Annotated in this window: 12 protein-coding genes; 2 read left to right on the forward strand and 10 right to left on the reverse strand. The window is 44.9% G+C overall.

What is annotated here, in order from left to right; translation table 11 throughout:
• Nucleotides 1-23 precede the first annotated feature (23 nt).
• From Bovatus_RS21465 to Bovatus_RS25565, 6 genes are all read right to left on the reverse strand, one after another.
• Nucleotides 24-2,150: a GDSL-type esterase/lipase family protein gene (locus tag Bovatus_RS21465; RefSeq protein ID WP_004301541.1), complete on the reverse strand. Its 2,127-nt coding sequence runs from the start codon at nucleotides 2,148-2,150 to the stop codon at nucleotides 24-26.
• A gap of 145 nt (nucleotides 2,151-2,295) precedes the next feature.
• Complete coding sequence (locus Bovatus_RS21470) at nucleotides 2,296-2,910, reverse strand: L-threonylcarbamoyladenylate synthase (RefSeq protein ID WP_004301542.1); 615 nt, start codon at nucleotides 2,908-2,910, stop codon at nucleotides 2,296-2,298.
• A 19-nt stretch (nucleotides 2,911-2,929) separates the two neighbouring features.
• A complete protein-coding gene (locus tag Bovatus_RS21475) occupies nucleotides 2,930-5,458 on the reverse strand; it encodes an AsmA family protein (protein WP_004301543.1) in 2,529 nt (842 codons plus the stop codon).
• Between the two features lie 365 nt (nucleotides 5,459-5,823).
• Nucleotides 5,824-7,818 (reverse strand): tetratricopeptide repeat protein, encoded by a 1,995-nt coding sequence (locus Bovatus_RS21480; protein ID WP_004301544.1) that lies wholly within the window; start codon nucleotides 7,816-7,818, stop codon nucleotides 5,824-5,826.
• A 2-nt stretch (nucleotides 7,819-7,820) separates the two neighbouring features.
• Complete coding sequence (locus Bovatus_RS21485; RefSeq protein WP_004301545.1) at nucleotides 7,821-8,606, reverse strand: Cof-type HAD-IIB family hydrolase; 786 nt, start codon at nucleotides 8,604-8,606, stop codon at nucleotides 7,821-7,823.
• 200 nt (nucleotides 8,607-8,806) lie between these two features.
• Nucleotides 8,807-8,953: a hypothetical protein gene (locus tag Bovatus_RS25565; RefSeq protein ID WP_004301546.1), complete on the reverse strand. Its 147-nt coding sequence runs from the start codon at nucleotides 8,951-8,953 to the stop codon at nucleotides 8,807-8,809.
• A gap of 332 nt (nucleotides 8,954-9,285) precedes the next feature.
• On the opposite strand from Bovatus_RS25565, the gene Bovatus_RS21490 reads away from it, so the two are divergent.
• Complete coding sequence (locus tag Bovatus_RS21490) at nucleotides 9,286-10,275, forward strand: hypothetical protein (protein ID WP_004301547.1); 990 nt, start codon at nucleotides 9,286-9,288, stop codon at nucleotides 10,273-10,275.
• Nucleotides 10,276-10,459: 184 nt separating this feature from the next.
• Nucleotides 10,460-11,632, forward strand: coding sequence for a MalY/PatB family protein (locus Bovatus_RS21495; RefSeq protein ID WP_004301548.1), 1,173 nt, complete (start codon nucleotides 10,460-10,462; stop codon nucleotides 11,630-11,632).
• Between the two features lie 346 nt (nucleotides 11,633-11,978).
• Here the strand turns inward: Bovatus_RS21495 and Bovatus_RS21500 are convergent, their stop codons facing one another.
• The 4 genes from Bovatus_RS21500 to Bovatus_RS21515 are packed head-to-tail and all read right to left on the reverse strand — an operon-like array spanning nucleotide 11,979 to nucleotide 18,229.
• Nucleotides 11,979-14,744, reverse strand: coding sequence for an alpha-L-rhamnosidase (locus Bovatus_RS21500; RefSeq protein ID WP_004301549.1), 2,766 nt, complete (start codon nucleotides 14,742-14,744; stop codon nucleotides 11,979-11,981).
• On the reverse strand, nucleotides 14,741-16,144 hold the full coding sequence (locus Bovatus_RS21505; RefSeq protein ID WP_004301550.1) for a rhamnogalacturonidase: 1,404 nt from the start codon (nucleotides 16,142-16,144) through the stop codon (nucleotides 14,741-14,743). The genes Bovatus_RS21500 and Bovatus_RS21505 overlap by 4 nt, the downstream gene beginning before the upstream one ends.
• Entirely contained in the window at nucleotides 16,141-16,743 is a 603-nt protein-coding gene (locus Bovatus_RS21510; protein ID WP_004320955.1) for a DUF4450 domain-containing protein, read from the reverse strand. Before Bovatus_RS21510 ends, Bovatus_RS21505 begins: the two co-directional genes overlap by 4 nt.
• Entirely contained in the window at nucleotides 16,694-18,229 is a 1,536-nt protein-coding gene (locus tag Bovatus_RS21515) for a glycoside hydrolase family 28 protein (RefSeq protein ID WP_004301552.1), read from the reverse strand. Before Bovatus_RS21515 ends, Bovatus_RS21510 begins: the two co-directional genes overlap by 50 nt.
• Between the last annotated feature and the right edge of the window lie 30 nt (nucleotides 18,230-18,259).

Here is an 18,259-nt window from a genome sequence, read left to right on the forward strand (position 1 = left end):
AAGATTAGATTTTGGATGATTGTCTAACGAGCAAGTATTTTGGCTATTTCTGTTGCTGCTACTTTATATCCTTCACCAGTGAAATGAATGTAATCATTTCCATAAAGTCCGTCTTTCATAGTTCCGTCCGCTTCGGTGAACCATTTGGTGGGATTGATATATTCAACTTTCTCGAATCGGTGATGTTGTAATATGTCATGAATCTTATCACATTGTGTGCGCACTTTACTCTGTTGTTCCTTACCGGATGGAAACAGACCTAAAAGAATGATACGTGATTCGGGGAATTGCTTCCGTACTTCATTGGCTACTGCGATAATTCCTTCAGCCGTGTTTTCGGGACTGTCTTTTCCACTTATCAGATTATTAATTCCAATGGCAATCACTATGTTTTCAGGGTGGCAACTATTGTAGTTATCATAACGGACACGCCAAAGCAGGTTTTGCGTGCGGTCGCCGGATATGCCGGCACTTTCCCAATTATCCTTTCCTATGGCATTGTCCATAGCCTCTTTGCCGGGCTTGTAAGTCACTTCTTTTCTGTTACCTCCCCAACCTTGTGTGATGGAATTTCCCAATAACAACAGTTTTAAATGTTTCCCATTGAGAGTGGTGGTTATGTCTTTTGCTACGCTGTTCCAGTCCGAGTTTTGGGTCCATCCGGCTGCCGAACGGAATTCATTTCCCGGTACAGGATGCACACACATATTTTCCGCCCTGTTCGTAGCTTTGAGGATGAACTGCACAATAGGCTCGGGATTGTTGAGGGAGTGCGGGTGATGATCCACTCCAGGCTTATGAATAATAGTAATTGGTGCATGCAATTCCTCCATACGTTGTTCGAAAATGGCTGTGTTTTCAGCAACCGACACCACTTGGTCAGCATCACCTACCACGTGCAGGATGGGGATTCCGGCTTTTGCCATTGTCGGTGCACAGTCTATCGGATTCTTTTTCCAGTTCAACGCTTCAGCTTCGTTTTTAAAACCGTAAGCATTGAGAAGTTGTTTCGTATCCATGGCGGAACCGGCAGATTTACCTTGTCCCATAGGCCAACTTTTGAAGTCCATTACGGGGGCATCTGCATAAATACATGCCACTTTTTCCGGGTTTTGTGCCGCCCAGTTATAGACAATCAGCCCGCCACGACTCATCCCTTCAAGTGCCACTTTCTTGTTGAATCCGGCTTTCACCATTCGCTTGTAAAAACTATTCCAGCGTTGAACAGCTTTATCCGAGCCATATAAGTCGGCTACATCACAGTAAACAATATGAAAGCCATGTTCCAATAATGCTATGTCAGTCTGTGGCTCATGCCCCCAAAAGCGTGCACGAATCATCCAAGGTTTTCCTATGGCTTCTTTTGCGGGCTCTACTACAAGGCATTTTACTCCCTCATTCTCAAATTCATACCCTTGGTGTCCATGGAAGTTGAATCGTTTGGCATCTTGTATTCCCAGTGATGTCTGCAGCTTTGTTGGAGAAGCTGTTGCTTTTACAGCGAGATATTCATATATCTTTTGGGCCATGACTCCTGCTCCGATAGAAGAGGGGTGCAGTTTGTCCGGTAGCATAACCGAATCCCACTGGTCGCCGAAGAGATTAAACAGATTGATAATTTCCAGTTGATTTTTCCAGGCCAATTCTTCCACCGTGGGGCGTACCTCGTTTTCTATCAGTTGTGCATTGATTTCCGAACCCTCCGGCAGGAAACAACGGATAGGAGTCAGGAGAATAATACGTGGATGTGATTTCAGATTCCGGTATGTGTCAATTAATGTCTGGTAATTGTCTTTGAATTCGTTTTTGTATTTCCAGTTTTGCGGTTTGGTATCGTTAGTACCTAATTTGATTAATACAATATCGGGCTGATATTCCAGAGATGCTTTGTAGGTATCTGTTTCGGAATATGGGTAATCTCCTTTAGACAATATAGTTCGACCAGAGGCTCCGAAGTTTTTGACCTCATACCCATCTCCCAGATAAGCTTGAAGTTGTGCCGGATAGCAGTTCATTTCCCGGTTGGGGATGAATGCTCCATAAGTAATACTGTTTCCTATGCACGCTACCCGTATGGGTTCACTTGCAAATGATTGGATAGTAATGAATAGACATACAAGAAAGATGCCGATGTGATTTAATTTTTTCATGATGAATATGATGGTTTTGGTTTGTTGGGGGGATAACCAATCGTTGTTTTGCTGTGTATAAACGAACTGGCATGCTACTAATAATAAAACTTATTTATTCACGTTCCTATCATATAGCATACCAGTTCGATTCATTTTTCGGCTTTTATACCTCTTCCAGCCAGCCTTTCCCTTGCCGGATGATTTCCAGTTCGTCGTCGGTACATTTCACTACAGTGGAAGGTTCTATACCTCCGATACCTCCGTCAATGACCAGATCGACAATGTCACCGAACTTCTCATCTATCAGTTCGGGATCTGTCATATATTCCAAGTCCTCATGCTCTTCGTAGGGCAGAGTGGTCGTCATAATGGGAGCATCCAGCAGGCGTGCGATTTCGCGGATGATATTATTATCCGGCATACGGATACCCACTTCTTTCCGGTTGCGGAAGATTTTGGGTAACCGGTTGGTTCCGTTCAAAATAAAGGTGAATGGCCCTGGAAGATTATGCTTCATCAGCTTGAATATATTATTGTCTACTTTCGCATATTCGCTGATGCTACTCAAGTCATAACAGATGATAGACAGATTGTTCTTTCTAGGGTCTATCTCTTTGATCCGGCATATCCGTTCTATAGCACGTTCCTTCAAACCATGACAGCCGATGGCGTACATCGTATCAGTGGGATAGATAATCAGTCCGCCGTCATTCAGGATGTCGATGATTCGTTGTAAATCCTGCGGGTTATTATTTTTGTCATATAGCTTCAGAAGCATAATTCATTCTCCTTCTCTCTTATTTGAGTTTCTTTTTTAAGAAATCCAGTGCCTTTTCTGCTGCTTTCTCTGTCACCTTTTGTTTGATTGAATCCTTATTGGCGGTAGCGGCAGAGTCCAGTCCCAGTTTCTGTCCGAGTTTGCTGATAGCTTCATCGGCTACAGCCTCGACAGCTTGATTGGCCATGCTTTTAGTATCGACGCTGACTTTCGGAGAGGTAAATGAACCTCCGATCTTCAAGTCAAGAGTCATTAGTTTAGAGATATTGCCTACAGATGTCGGCAACTTCACTTTTCCGGAGTAGTCGATGGTTTGATCGAGGCCTGTGCTACCGGAAAGATTCAATGTGTAGTCTCCCATCTTGATATCGAACGGTTTGGTTTCTACGCGTCCGTCTTTGATGGTGAAATCCAGTGTCATATCTTTCACCTTCATGTCTTTCAGACTTGGCTGTTTAACGGCATCGGCTATTTCGTCGATTGCTTTCACTCCGCTCAAACTAAGATCACGGGTGGAAAGGCTGCCATCACCTTGCATTGTATTCAGTACAGGGCTCATGGTTGCATCCAAATCTGTCAGTATATTAATACTTCCGGAGAAATTACCTTTCAGGTTTTCGAAGATAGGAGCCATCTTCTGCACCATGTCCAATTCTTTGTAAGCTTGTGCGAAACCGATATTGGAGAGTTTGAATCCGGCTTTCATTTCCGGCTTCTTTACGTTGGCAGTGGAGTAGTAGCCGTTCATGACCACGTTGCCACCCATGGTGTTCATGGAGAGGTTTTTCATATCCACTTTGCCATCTTTTACCACAAGCTTGCCGTTCATATTATTGAAAGACATCTTATCGAATAACACCTGTTTCAGGTTAGCGTCCATTTGGAAGTCGATGTTGCGGGGAACTTCCATAATACCCGTGGCAGCTGTAGCTACGGAGTCGGTAGACGCAGTTTCTGATGCAGTCGCTTCATCCGCAGAAGCGGCCATGAAGTCGTTCAGATTGAAATAGTTGGAACGAATATTCAGGTTTCCTTTCAATGTAGTACCTTTCAATGCGTAACCGATATAGTTTTCAAACCGACTGTCGGCTGTGATATCATTCTTTCCGATGTTGACGGTTGTCTCGCTCAACTGGAGGTATTTCGGGGTGAAAGTGAAGAGAGACTTCTTGATTTCTACGTCCGGCATATCTTTCATTTTGAGTTTCATACCCGTCAGTCCGATAGTACCTGAAGCTTGCATACGTTCGTATTCCTCTTTTTCGATATAGGAAAGGCGTCCTGACATTTGCATATCGGCGTCAATGGTACCGTTCAACTCCATATCTCCAAGTGGATAGACTTGTTTTATCATACCTAAATTGAGAATCCCTTTAGCTTCAGCTTTAAAGTCCGGATCGCTGATCGGTGTTTTTACATTAGCCGTCAGGCTAAACGGATTTCCGGCAAGACGGAAACTGAAAGGATTGATATTGACCGTCGTCAGGTCGATATTTCCTCCCGGGTTCTGGACGTTGGCACTGATATTGATTTGATCCACTCCTGCCAGTAAAGCCGGATAGCGGAACATGGCATTCTTGACTTGCATATCAATGTTGAATGCAGGAACGGTGTCGCCTTGCAAGATACCTTTGGCCGTTGCAGTAAGCGTAGCGGTTCCGTCTGTTTTCAGACTGGAGAATTCCGTTGCATAAATGGCTGGAATCAGTGACAAGATTTCCTTAAACCCGATATCGTTCGTGTTAAGTTTCAAGTCCATGTCGATAGCCGGATCTTTCAAGGCTACCCAACCGTCGATACCTGCCTGAATGGCGTTGAGGCGGATGGTGTTGTCTTTTAATGTGTATTTGTTATTGGCAAGGTCGGCATCCACATCCATTGTTGCGGAGATATTGGCATTGGCCAGGAAAGGGATTCCATTCATCTTGTAAGTAAGTGATTTGGTTTCCGCTTCCAACTTCAGAGTAGTGCGGTCACTTCCTAAGTCTCCGGCGCAGACTGCGTTAAAGTCGCGGATATCAGCATACATCTTCCCTTGTTGATCGTCATAAATCAGGTTCATGTTTTTGATAACAAAGCGTTGTAGCTTCACTTTGAAAGGAGAAGATGCTTCTTCTTCTGAAACAGGAGCTTCGGCTGTTGCTGTTGTATCCGGTTTCATAATATCCCAGTTGGCACGTCCGTCCGGCAATACAATGGCATGTAAACGTGTATCTTCAATAAATATTTTAGAAATATCGTAACCGCTATCTCCGAAAAGAGAGAATAAGTTGACTGCGGCAGTAACTTCTCCGGCCTGTACAAGGGTGTCGTTGGCAAATTCACCAGTACCTTTTAACCAGAAATCCTCGAGAGTGACAGAAGCCTGTGGAAAGTTACGGAACAGGCTAATGTTAAGGTTCTTAAAGTCAAATTGTGCATTAAGCATCTTGTTGCCTTCTGTTTTTACAATGTCGGCTATCTTTCCCTGGAAGGCGAAAGGAAGAAGGAACATCAGAATGATGATGACTCCTACTGTGATAGCTGCGATTTTCAAACCTTTTTTCATTTGCTTCTATTTTAAGAGTTTGAGATATTACAAAGAGCAAAACTAATAAAAGTTTTTGATATAGAGGGAGAATCAGTTCTTTTTCTTTCGTCTTGATACGAAAGAAAAGGAACCAAAAAGAAAGAATCAAGGCTGCGTTTTTCCGACTACTCCGGTGTTTCCTCCGGCTAAAGGGCAGAAACTCGCTACGCTCAAACAGTCTGCCCTTTTTAACGCCGGAGAAACCACCTGCGCTTGACGTCGGAAAAACGAGGCCGGGAGGCCATGCGGGGGCACTGTTTGATGGAGATATTGTGTGTAGGATGATTTTTATGTAAGTGTGTAGATGACAAAGATGGATAGGTGCGGAGGTCGGGAAGAATAGGCTATTTTTTCTTTCTAAGTTCTTCTGCAATTCTCCATTGTAAGGCGGCTTCTCCTTCTTTCCCGACTTTCAACAGAGCGTCTCCGAAGAGTTCGTGTGCACCGGCATGTTCCGGTTTCAGGCTAGTGGCCTTGTTCAGGTCGGCAATGGCACCTTCTGTGTTTTCTGTTTTTAGCCGGAGCTTTCCACGGTTATAGACAGCTTTAAAGTTTGCCGGATAGAGGGTGACTGCAGTGTTGAAGCAGTTTTCAGCATCGAAATACTCTTTGTTGTTGAAGAGAGTGATTCCTTTGCGTATCCAGGCATCCACATAATTAGGGTCGAGACTAAGTGCCTTGTCGTAGTTGGCGAGGGCGGCACGTGAGTCGTGTGCCTGGGTGATACATTCGTTACCCATTAATAGATATTCGTGAGCATATTGGCGGAGGCGTTCCTGCTGTTCGCGCATTTGCTCTTTGAGTTTCTTATTCTGCTCTTTCAAGGTGTTTATGACACCAAGTTTACGTCGGATAAAACGGCGGGGAACAGATTTCTCAATATCATAGCGGGAATGAATGGCGCGGAAAAACTGTTCCAGACATTCCTCCATGTCTCCTTTGTCGAAAGCGCGTGAAGCAGCAGCGTATTGCACGTCGGCCTGCGCTTGTTTCAGAGCTTTGTCGATAGCCTGCCGGTCGTTGAAACGTCCGGCAAAGTTTACGATTTCGGGGCGGACGAAGACGTCAGCACGGTTAATAGGCTTTTTGAGCTGAATACCGTCCAGTGAGGTACAGCGGCTTAGTGCCACGTATGCTTGTCCACCTGCAAATACACCACCTGTGAAGTCGATGACTACACGGCTGAAAGTCAGTCCCTGACTCTTATGGACAGTGATGGCCCAAGCTAACCGAATGGGATATTGTGTGAAGCTACCTAAGACTTCTTCTTCTATTTCTTTTGTCTTTTCGTTGTAGCGATAACGGATATTGCGCCATGATTCACGCTTTACGTCACATTCTTTTCCATCGTCGGTGATAACGTAGATGGTTTCTTCTTCCTCATCAATTCCGGCAATGACACCAATGGTACCGTTTACCCACCTGCGGTCGAAATCATTTTTAATAAAGATGATTTGTGCACCGGGTTTCAGTACGAGCTCTTGTGAGGTGGGTAGACTGCTTTCGGGGAAATCTCCTTCGATGACTCCTTCAAAAGTAATTGGGTCTCCGGGAAGTTCCGCCAGTTTCTTTTCGTTGATAGAGTCTACCGTGTCTCTACGGGTGGCCAGAGTGATATACATATCAGCTTCCGATTCTTCTATCTGGCTTCCATAACGGGTGTTCAGTAGTTGCAGATCAGCCGCTCCGGCTGTATTGTTCCGGATATGGTCGAGGACGCCGACAAAAACGGGGTCTGTTTGGCGGTATACCTTTTGAAGTTCGATGGATACCAGGTCTATCTGGCCGAATACTCTGGCAGAGAAAAAATAGGGTGTAGGATAGAAGCGGTTCAATATTTCCCGTTCGTCGTTTTTTACGACGGGCTCCAGTTGGAATACGTCGCCTACCAATAACAGTTGTTTTCCTCCGAAAGGTTCGCGCAGATTATGAGAGTATACACGTAGGATTCGGTCGATGGCATCAATGATATCCGCCCTTACCATTGAAATCTCGTCGATGATGACCAGTTCTATTTGTTCCAACAGCTTCCGGTGAGGCTTGGTGTATTTGAAAAATTCATGGATACGACCACGCTGGAGACTCAAGTTCGGGTCATCCGGCAGCAGCGGATAGAAAGGGAGTTTGAAGAAACTATGCATCGTACTTCCTCCGGCATTGATAGCAGCGATGCCTGTCGGGGCGAGTACAACGTGTTTCTTTTTGGTATTTTCGCAGACGTAACGCAGGAATGTAGATTTCCCTGTACCCGCTTTCCCGGTCAGGAAAACCGATTGACGCGTATATTGAATCAGGTTCAGGGCGTCTTGAAACGCTGCGTTATTGGTGTCTACGCTCATAATCAGATAATACCAAAATGCTTCATTGCCTTGCTGATGCCATCCTCGTCGATGGGAGCTGTCACATAATCGGCAGCGGCTTTCACATCCTCTTTGGCTTGTCCCATGGCTACTCCGATGGCTGCATGGCGGAGCATGCTGATGTCATTTCCTCCGTCTCCGAAAGCCATGGTATCTTCGAGTTTAATATCAAAATAGCGGATTATTTCATCAATGCCCTTTTGCTTGGTGTCTCCTTTGGCGGTCACATCGGCAAATGCAGGATACCATCGGCCTATCTCGCAGGTAGGAATAGACGGACGGATTTCTTTTTCTTCCTCTTCCGTGATAAAGGGTGTCATTTGGATGACTTCCTTACTGGTTGCCTCCTCGAAAGATACAGTCGGAATCACATTCACGTGCAGGAAATCATAGAATATCTTTTTCACCATGTCATTGGGCTGGCAAACGGAAATGTTGTGTTCCTCTACAAAGATACAGGGAACGCCTTTTTTCTCGCAGAAATCTCCCATCGCTTTTACTTCGTCCTGGGGGATGGCACTTTTATAGATTACCTGTTCCCCGACAAAGCAGTAAGCCCCGTTCATGGTGATATATCCATCAATCAGATTCCGGTCTTGCAATTCGGAGAGGTTGTTGATAATGGCTTTCGGACGTCCCGTAGCGATAAATATCTTCAGTCCTTTTGCACGGGCGGCTTCCAGTGCCTCAATGGTAGACGACGGGATGCGGTGAGTTTCAAAACTGACCAATGTTCCGTCTATATCAAAAAATAATGCTTTCGTCATAAATTCTTTTTTGAATGGAGTACAAAAGTACTATTTTTCTATGTAAATAGCAATTAGGAGATTTCTCTTATGCTTTTTTTAAGTCTCTACTCTTATCGATAGGAACACAATTATTTAAAAGTGCCTAATAAAATGATTAATTATAATAGGTTCCTTTATTCTTTTGACTAAAAAAGTTTCCCAAGCATGGCATCAAGTCTTTATTCTTCTAACGAATTCTCCTTATACTTCTCTCCATAGAGTTGCTGGTACTCCTTTTGGAAACGGTCATAAACACTTTGTGCATACGCTTTTTGTCCAAGTTTCTTGAGTGCTTTTATTTTGAAAGTCAATGCCGTTTCGCTCATTCCGTCAAACGAGAAAAGCACGTCGGACAATACGATAACCTTTCTGGGTTCATTATTCGCTTCTACGATAGGAAGCAGTTTCTCGATGATCCGGATGAAAAGTTCGTCATGGTTAATTTTGATATTGCCAAACCATTCGTAATGTACAAAAGTAGGCAGTAAGGTGCCTCGTTGCAGCAGGCCGATAAATCAGAATCCTAATTATTAATGGGATGGCAATTATGCTTCTTTCTGTTTTAATAAGACGGGATATTGCAGAACTTGATAAAACTAACAGTCTGTCCGGATATTCCCTTGGGGAGATTTAATCGGGCTTTAAAAATCTTGAATCAATGAAACAAATAAAATATTTATCCTTTATCCCTTTTCTAGCTCTTCTCTGCTTGATGACGGGATGTGAAAATGACAAAGATGTGTATTACCCTTATGTCAATGTTCCGCTTACTACGCACAATCCGGTGCTCGTTGAGGGAGAAGTCCTGCATATCGGTATTGGTTTGGACGGTGTGAATTATCGTGTAGAGAGTGATAATGAGGATGTGGTGACTGCCGAGGTGGTTGGCAACGAGATACTGTTGACAGGCAGTGACATAGGTAGCACCATCGTTCGTCTTTCGGATGATAGCTACAATCGTGCTCTCATGACGGTTGAAGTACGTAAACTTCAGGAACTGACACTCGAATCGCTCCCGGAGGGAGTGGAAGTATTGCGTCTGGATAATGACGGTGTTATTCTTCGTGAAATGAAAATACTGACCGGTAATGGCGGTTATACCGTTAAATCTCTGAATGAAGGGGTAGCTACTGTGGCAATCTCCGGCACTACAGTAACTGTTACTGTGGTAGGTGACGGTGGTACAACTATTACTGTGACCGACCAGGAAAAGGAAAGCCGTTCCATAGATTTATGGGTACCGCTCAATCTTGACGACCCGACGCCACGTATTTATTGGGATGGTTATCGTGCCGATATTAACACGGCCGGAGTTTCCAGTACCGGATCTTATGCGACGCCAAAAGATATGTACTGGTATCAACAAAACGGTGAAGTGAAAGATACATATTATGTCTACTTTAACGGTGGTTGGGCAAACAATTTAAATTGTGTGAATGCTGCCAACCGTAATCCGAAGTTTGAAACGACTATCAATGACACTAAGACTTCGTATACAGACAAAGCAGCCTCTGCCGTTAAACTGACCGAGTTTATTTTGGAAAAACGTATCGGTACAGGTCCGACGAGCCATCCGCATATCTATTTCATCTCTTTAAAAACAGAAGATGGTAAGCGTGGATTTATAGTGCATCGTTGGAATGAATAATAAAGACAAATAGGTTCTTAGTTTTTTTTCAGGGTATGAATATGAGGGTCGGATGCTGTATTGCTCCGGCCCTCTATGTTTTGATAGAGCATACAAAATTAGAGGCTGCCTTTCGGTAATACCACGAAAACAACTATCTTTGCTAACTGTTTATTATACACATAACCTAACAATATTATGCAGTATGAACTATAATTTTGATGAAATAATAAACCGTCATGGTACAGATTCCGTAAAATGGGATGCAGTAGAGAATCGTTGGGGACGCAATGACCTGATTCCAATGTGGGTAGCTGATATGGATTTCCGCACAGCTCCTTTTGTCATAGAGGCTTTGAAAAAACGCCTGGAGCATGAAGTACTCGGATATACATTTGCTTGCAAAGAATGGTCGGAGTCTATTATTAACTGGGTGAAGGAGCGCCATGGTTGGGCAATCCGTGAAGAGATGTTGACTTTCACTCCCGGTATTGTTCGCGGCTTGGCTTTTGTGATCCACTGCTTTACGCAAAAAGGAGATAAGATAATGGTAATGCCCCCTGTTTATCATCCTTTCTTTTTAGTCACTCAAAAGAATGAACGTGAAGTGGTATTCAGCCCGTTAGTCCTGAAAGATGAACAATATTATATTGATTTCAACCGCTTCCGTCAAGATATTCAAGGATGCAAATTGCTTATTCTAAGCAACCCCCATAACCCGGGTGGACGTGTATGGACCAAAGAGGAACTGTCTCAAATAGCCGACATCTGCTATGAAAGCGGCACATTGGTTATCTCTGACGAGATTCATGCTGACTTAACCCTACCTCCATACAAACATCCTACCTTTGCTTTGATTTCAGAGAAGGCACGGATGAACTCTCTTGTCTTTATGTCTCCCAGCAAGGCATTCAACATGCCGGGATTGGCTAGTTCTTATGCAATTATTGAGAACGACGAACTTCGTCACCGTTTCCAGACATATATGGAAGCAAGCGAGTTTAGCGAAGGACATCTCTTTGCTTATTTAAGTGTAGCAGCTGCTTACAGTCATGGTACAGAATGGCTGGACCAAGTGGTAGCATATATTAAAGGAAATGTGGATTTCACTGAAACGTATTTGAAAGAACATATTCCTGCTATCAAGATGATCCGTCCGCAAGCCTCTTACTTGATCTTTCTGGATTGCCGCGCATTGGGACTCAATCAGGAAGAACTGAACCGTCTTTTTGTAGAAGATGCTCATCTGGCGCTGAATGATGGAACAACATTCGGTAAGGAAGGCGAGGGATTTATGCGGTTGAACGTTGCTTGTCCACGTGCTACGCTGGAAAAAGCATTGAAACAGTTGGAGCAGGCTGTAATGGATTTAAAATAGTCTTTTAAGTCCATTCCCCGGTTCGGAAATAAAATCAATCCGTTCAGGGGATGAAGCTATATTTCCTGTCTCACTCTTGCTTTTTACTATTTAATTTTGTATCTTTAGTGCTTCTCATCTTCCCAAAGACAGGTAATCATATTACAAAGTGACCAATATCATCTTATAAGGTGATATTGGTCACCTTGCAATGTGCCTATTGTCCCATTGTAACGGGACGACTTACCGACTGCATAAAAAACTACTAATCTCTGTACTGAAAACCCTTAATCTTTGCACTGAAAAGTCTTAAGTACAAGATTGAAAAAGTAGTTTGTTGCGGTATGATGATATGACAATGTCTCAACTATGGCATCACATTTACCGGAATCAGCCGTACCTCACTATTCAAGCCGGAGGGTAATGGACTCCAATGTCCATAATTGGCCGGACGATAGTTCAAATCAACAATATTGATTTCTTTGAATTTGCGCCACTGCACTCCCTGCCTGTCTAATTCTGCAATTCGATTCGCAGGGAGATTCGTGACTTCTATCTCGATGTGGTTTTTTCCGGGTTTTAAGAACTGGCCCACCTTTAGTTGATAAGGCACTGCCCATGCGCATCCCGCTTCCTGTCCGTTGATGCGGACACGGGCACTTTCGCGTACATCTCCCAAATCAAGAATCCAGTCGTCGGCCTGCAAAGTCGGCAATTCGATGTCTAAGGAATAAACACCGGTTCCCATGTTCGTTTGGGCTGCCGGATGATCGATATGGGTCCATGAACAGGGGCGATCTATATCAAATGTTCCTTGAATTTCCGGTTTGCTTTCGGCGAAGTGTAACTTCCAACCATGATCCAGACGAAGACTGAAAGGTTGCTCTTTGACATACTTCCACGGTTTGGATGCCTGCAAAGGTTGTTGATATGTTTGCAGAATGATCGATTCACCGGATTTTAATTGCAGATAGACTTGTGTTTTTCCGTTTGCCTGTCTTACCTTAGCTTCACCACATTCTCCGGTCATGGGATTGAAGAGAGCGGCTGCGGCTGCATTCGTTCCCAATGTGATCCAACCGTCCACTCCTTTATTTTGCAAGGAAGAGATGAAATAGTGGTGTCCCGTATCATTCACTCTTCGGATCGCTTGTAGTCCGAATTTGGTTTTCATTTCTTCGGGAGAAATATTGCAGCTGGCCAATGTGCGTGCATAATCCGTTCCTGTGATAATCTTCCCCTTTCCGATTGGAGTAACGGTTGTTTCCGAGAAAGAAACAGCCGGAAGTTGCCGGAGCGTACGCTGGTAACTTTGGCGTTTTTGTTCCAACTGACCGTATCCCGGTACATCTGTCGGATAATTTTCGAGGAATACGATAGTAGCTCCCTGTTTGGCCAGTTCATAAAGATGTGTCAATACATCACTCGGCATTAGGTGTGCAGCAGGCACTACCAATGCTTTGTAGCCCGTTCCGCCTGAAGTAACCAACTGTCCGTCTTTGAAACGTGTACTGCGAATAAAGTTATCGGAAATATAATCCCCGTCATACCCGCTGTTGTTGATGCGATGGATAGCGTCGATAAACTTAGGAGCCAGTTTATCCATGTGGTGTATCGTGAATAATAACAATCGTCCCGGTTGTTCATTCCACATATCATATACCGGAAGATAAATCAGGAAATCATTATCCGGCCGTCCCATTTGCAGAAAGCTCTGGCAACGGGTGATATAGTTGAAGAACGAAGGAGCATCACGCCAAATACTGTTTGTCGGACTCATATTGATAGAAGCGTAGAACAACCATCCGGGCCATTCGGCTTCTTTCGGAGAATACGGAGTGCCGTGGAAAAACATGTGATTGACTCCGGAAACAAACATCAAATCCATATCCGGTTTACATTGCGACAGGGAAGTACGGAAATGCTCCGTCAGCCATGTAAATGTCTCGGAAGAAGTATACGTTTTTCCTGCAATATGAGCTGCCGAGGAGGCATATTTCAGCATAGACAGGTCCGAATCATTCTTTTTGGTCAATGAGTCCTGACGCAATCCTTCGATGTGGAACTGCGACAGTCCGAAACCTTCACATTCCGGAATATCCACGGAAGCATAGATATCAATCAGATTACCGGGCGAACCATGTGCCTGATTACGGGTGATACTACCGTTTTTGTGTGCCCAGTCTGTCCATTGATGACTGAAGTTCTCCAATAAGAGGTCGGAAATGGTTTCCCGGTAATCCGACACGATACGTCTGCTAACTTCCGGACGGTTTTTATCCAGGAATTCGGGGAAATGTTCTTCCAGTTTATACCCCCGTCTACGAGCGAACTGTTCCAGGAAATCATCCGTCCAGTCAGCTTGATAAACTTCGTATGAATCGTTGAAGAAAGTATGTGGATAACTTGTCTTGCTACTTTTGAAAGCACGGTCAAAGCGGGAAAGATAATTTTTTACCGCCTTTTTTGAGAGATGATTCATCACATAGCCTTCTCCTCCCGGAGCTGCCCGTTTCACTTTCTGCCTTGTTTTTCCGATGTAAAGAGCGATCACTTTCCATTTGCCGGCAGGCGCTTTCCATTGCAGTTTGTCTTTTTTGACGTGAGCAGTCAGGTTGATACATTTGCCTTTCTCATCATATGCCATCACCCGGCTTAGTACAGAAAATGGTTGTTGCTTGGGATCGGTCACATTAATATCCTGTTCAATCTCTTTGCCGCCCTCTATTTCGTATGTCTGGAAGATAGCCTTGGTAGCCGCATCTTCTATACTAACTTCAGGTCCGCCAAAAGGCCATCCGGTTCCGGTATTCATATCAATCTCAATACCCGTACGTTTTCCTTCCGCTTGTGTATGCTTAAGCATTTCCATCCAGTGGGGAGAAAGGAACTGAATATCATTCGCGTCATTGCCTTGCACCCCATAGATAGGAGTAATTTCTACTGCTCCCATTCCGGTACGTGCGTATTCTTCCAGATTATACGTCAGATTCTTTTCGTCTACGGCACTTCCCAGCCACCACCATCTGGCGCCGGGACGTGCTTCCACCGGAGTGTCCGGCCATTGTTGTGCTTGCATTACTCCACCTGCGGCGAGCAGGCAAAGAACTATCCATTGTCTTTTATTCATCATTCTTTCAGTGTGTTATAGTATTCTATATTTTCTGCGTCATCAGTTACAAAAAGCGGTCGTCCGTCCGGCTGTTCAAAGTGGAAGCGGATGCCGTCGAAGGTAATGTTCCGTGCGTGGCGGATATAAAACCCTTTGGCGGGAATAGTGCCGAACATCCAGGGTTCGGGGTATACTTTCTCCTGTTCGGGCGGAATACGTTTGCCATCCTCTTCGCTATATCCTCCTTTATAATAGAGGTGAATATTCCGAAAAGTTACGTCCTCAATACATGCACCCGGCACTCCGCTGATGATAGAAGCATACCGGCTGTCGGCATTCCATACATTGATATCGCTGATAAGAATACGTTTCATGGTGCCCACAGGAGTGCCTTCAGGACTGCGCATACGTGCGCCCAACCGGAGGAAAATAGGTGCGTTGACTATATTTCTCATTGTAATATTACTGATTACAATATCTTCCAGATGTCCTCCGTCTACCGTTTCCAATGCCAATCCACGGCAATGTTCAAAGATACAGTTCGTAATCGCAATATTGCGGAAACCTCCACTACTTTCTGTGCCGAGTTTGATGCGTCCCGTACGGAAACCATGATCGGGAGCCTGCGGTTCGTCCAACTGCCAAGTGCCGTCCATTACACTGCCTTTGTCAAAGCCGCTGACATAACAATCACTGATCGTCACATTTTCCGTATCTTGGAAGCGTCCTAATCCATAAGAGGCTTTCAATACAATGGCATCATCCCAGGGGGAGTTCACCGTGCATTGGCTGATACGTACGTTCCGGCAGCAATCAATATCGAAGCCGTCCCGGTTGGTGTCTACTTTCAGATTCAGAATCGTCAGATGATCCACTCCGGTAGCCAACAGGGCGAAATGCCCGCAATGCAGCATGGATAAATCTTTCAGGGTCACATTTCTGCAATCTTTCAGGCTGATAGCCTTATTGCCTACCCCCGGTAGGCGGCTCTCTTCACGGGTCAAGCCTTTGCCGTAGATTAAGCCGGGACCACTGATCGTAATATTCTCCAGTCCGATTCCCCAAATTAAAGAGTTTTTCCAATGGCTGTGACCGAAATCCTGATACTTATTATGTTCATTCGGTTCGGCGGTATCATATCCTTCCTCTTTTCCGGGAAAGGCGGCAATGATACGGGTGCCCTGTTCCAAATAGATATGAATGTTACTTTTTAACCGGATGGAATAACACGCATATTCTCCTGCAGGTAGATATACTGTGCCTCCTCCGGCCTGTGCGGCCGCTTCAATCGCACGATTGATGGCAGGCGAATCAATCGTTTTCCCATCCGCTTTGGCTCCGAAGTCCATTACATTATAAATGGCTGCATGTAGATAGATGCAACCTATTAACAGACTGAATAATAAATAGATCCTTTTCATTTTTTGTCGATTTTGGCAAAAATATCCGGTAACATATAGTAGTTGTAATCCGCTTTTTCATTCTGTTCGTAGAAACAGAAGTAAAGCCGAGAAGGCTTGCTTCCTTCGTTTCGGGAAGAAGCCGGGGAGAGACTGCAACGTCCGGCCAGTACAGGGCGGTCGGTTCGTTTGCCTGATTCGTAAAGCATCAGGGGAGTTGCATCCTTATGTCCGTCGCTCAAGCGGATATCATCGGTAGGAGTGACAGCCTGCAGCGTCCGTAATTGCATACTTTCTCCGTAGTAGCAAGTGAAGGCTTGTCCCTCCACGCTGAATACATTGATGTCCGAATCCGGTTGGCAATCGCCGAAACTCCAAAATAGGGCATCGGCTTCCGGAGCAGAGGCGACTTCTACTTCCAGGATAAATCCACGACTATCGGGCAGTGCTTTCCATTGGAAGGATACTCCCTGTATCTTTTCTTTAGGTTTTAGCCAGTGGCTTTCATTTCCTTTTGATATGCCCAACCGGAAAGTGCCGGCAGGTGGCGTCAGTGCTTGTGCTTGCGCATCAATGAGCAAGATTCCCAGCAGTACGATGGTCAGGAGATGTCTTAACATAGTTGAAGTTGATATTACTTTGTTCATTCTCTTTTAGTTCAATGACATTCTTTTCTTCTGTCTTTAATGTAATTTCAGACAAGTTGAAATTCTTCGTATAGCAGATTTTGCCCGGTTTGTCGGTCTGCGCTTCGATGGCATAAAGATAGAAATTTTCCAGACGTAACGAGTCATTCCATCCCGAAGCGGAGATAAATTCGTCCACATTTTCCGCTTTTACCTTTGATACGTAGACATTGCGGAAACGCGGATAACCTTTTTCGGGAGGCGTTACCGGAGTCAGCATGATTCTCCAGTGTTCCGGGATTTCTTTCCCTTCATACTCTTTGGGTAAAGTGCTGTAACTGTAACTGGGGTTCCAGTTCAAGTCCGCCGCCAGCACGTGACGGACGTTTTCCGCTTTTACTTCGGTCATATAAATGTTTTCGATTGTCCCTCCACGGTTCATGGCGCTTTTCAACCGCAGCACGGCGGAGGTGCCGATTGCTTCCAGATTATATCCCAATACATTCCGTATGCTACCGGAAGTTTCGCTTCCGCAGGTGATAAGTCCGGCACCTTTGCGGGCGATGCAATTGCGTATGACCACATTTTCCGTAGGAAGGTTCACCCGCAGTCCGTCTGCATCCCGTCCCGATTTGATACAGATATTATCATCGTTACAGTCTACATCGCAGTTTTCGACCAAGATATTGCAGGAAGAATCAATGTCGATACCGTCCGTGCTCGGACCGTGTCCACCTATATTGTTGTTGATGGTCAATCCGTCTATCGTGCAATAATCGGAGTAAAGAATCTGACATCCCCAAAAACCGGTACGCATCAGGGTAAATCCTTTCAATGTAATGTCCGAGCTACGTTCTATGAGGATGCCCCGTACCCGTTTGCAGTCGTAATCCACAATCCAGCGCAATCCTTTTGCTTCGTATTCTTTCCGCATTTCCCAATATTTATCCCAAAATACTTTTCCCCGGCAGTCCAGCGTTCCTTCTCCGCTGACGGAAGCGTTCTTTTCATTGACAATGTTGATAACTGCCGCGGGCCATGTCATCTCGATTCCTGCAATCCGCGAACGGAATTCGGGATAATGATGAATGGATGGGCTGGCCAGTAAAGTCACCCCTTTGTCCAGTTGCAGGTTGACACCGCTTTTTATGAACAGTGCGCCAGTCTGATAATATCCCGGCTGAAGAACTACCGTTCCTCCACCGATGACGGCACAACTGTCAATTGCTTTCTGGATAGCTTCCGTGCTAAGCACCGTGCTGTCTGCTACTGCGCCAAAAGAATTAGCGGATAAAATTACATGGTTTCCGGGCATTTGCCGGCTGCCTACACTATCGGCCCATGACAAATCCGGTTGTTGCGGTACTTGCCCCCATTCGAAGCTGTTGTTTCCTGCCTGTTTAGCCGTTGGGGTGGCGCAAGCTGCTGTCAAAAGTGTGCCTGCCAATAGGAACAGGGGAAAGATGCTTTTGGTTTTCATATTTATCTAATGCCTGATTCTTAATACTTA

Origin of the sequence: Bacteroides ovatus (assembly GCF_001314995.1) — a bacterium.
In the GTDB taxonomy this organism is placed as follows: domain Bacteria; phylum Bacteroidota; class Bacteroidia; order Bacteroidales; family Bacteroidaceae; genus Bacteroides; species Bacteroides ovatus.

Bases quoted from the DNA above. Each gene is read 5' to 3' on its own strand.
- Bovatus_RS21515 (WP_004301552.1), bottom strand. From the start codon at position 18,229: ATGAAAACCAAAAGCATCTTTCCCCTGTTCCTATTGGCAGGCACACTT.
- Bovatus_RS21470 (WP_004301542.1), bottom strand. From the start codon at position 2,910: ATGCTTCTGAAGCTATATGACAAAAATAATAACCCGCAGGATTTACAA.
- Bovatus_RS21480 (WP_004301544.1), bottom strand. From the start codon at position 7,818: ATGAGCGTAGACACCAATAACGCAGCGTTTCAAGACGCCCTGAACCTG.
- Bovatus_RS21485 (WP_004301545.1), bottom strand. From the start codon at position 8,606: ATGACGAAAGCATTATTTTTTGATATAGACGGAACATTGGTCAGTTTT.
- Bovatus_RS21500 (WP_004301549.1), bottom strand. From the start codon at position 14,744: ATGATGAATAAAAGACAATGGATAGTTCTTTGCCTGCTCGCCGCAGGT.
- Bovatus_RS21490 (WP_004301547.1), top strand. From the start codon at position 9,286: ATGAAACAAATAAAATATTTATCCTTTATCCCTTTTCTAGCTCTTCTC.
- Bovatus_RS25565 (WP_004301546.1), bottom strand. From the start codon at position 8,953: ATGAGCGAAACGGCATTGACTTTCAAAATAAAAGCACTCAAGAAACTT.
- Bovatus_RS21495 (WP_004301548.1), top strand. From the start codon at position 10,460: ATGAACTATAATTTTGATGAAATAATAAACCGTCATGGTACAGATTCC.
- Bovatus_RS21465 (WP_004301541.1), bottom strand. From the start codon at position 2,150: ATGAAAAAATTAAATCACATCGGCATCTTTCTTGTATGTCTATTCATT.
- Bovatus_RS21475 (WP_004301543.1), bottom strand. From the start codon at position 5,458: ATGAAAAAAGGTTTGAAAATCGCAGCTATCACAGTAGGAGTCATCATC.
- Bovatus_RS21505 (WP_004301550.1), bottom strand. From the start codon at position 16,144: ATGAAAAGGATCTATTTATTATTCAGTCTGTTAATAGGTTGCATCTAT.
- Bovatus_RS21510 (WP_004320955.1), bottom strand. From the start codon at position 16,743: ATGTTAAGACATCTCCTGACCATCGTACTGCTGGGAATCTTGCTCATT.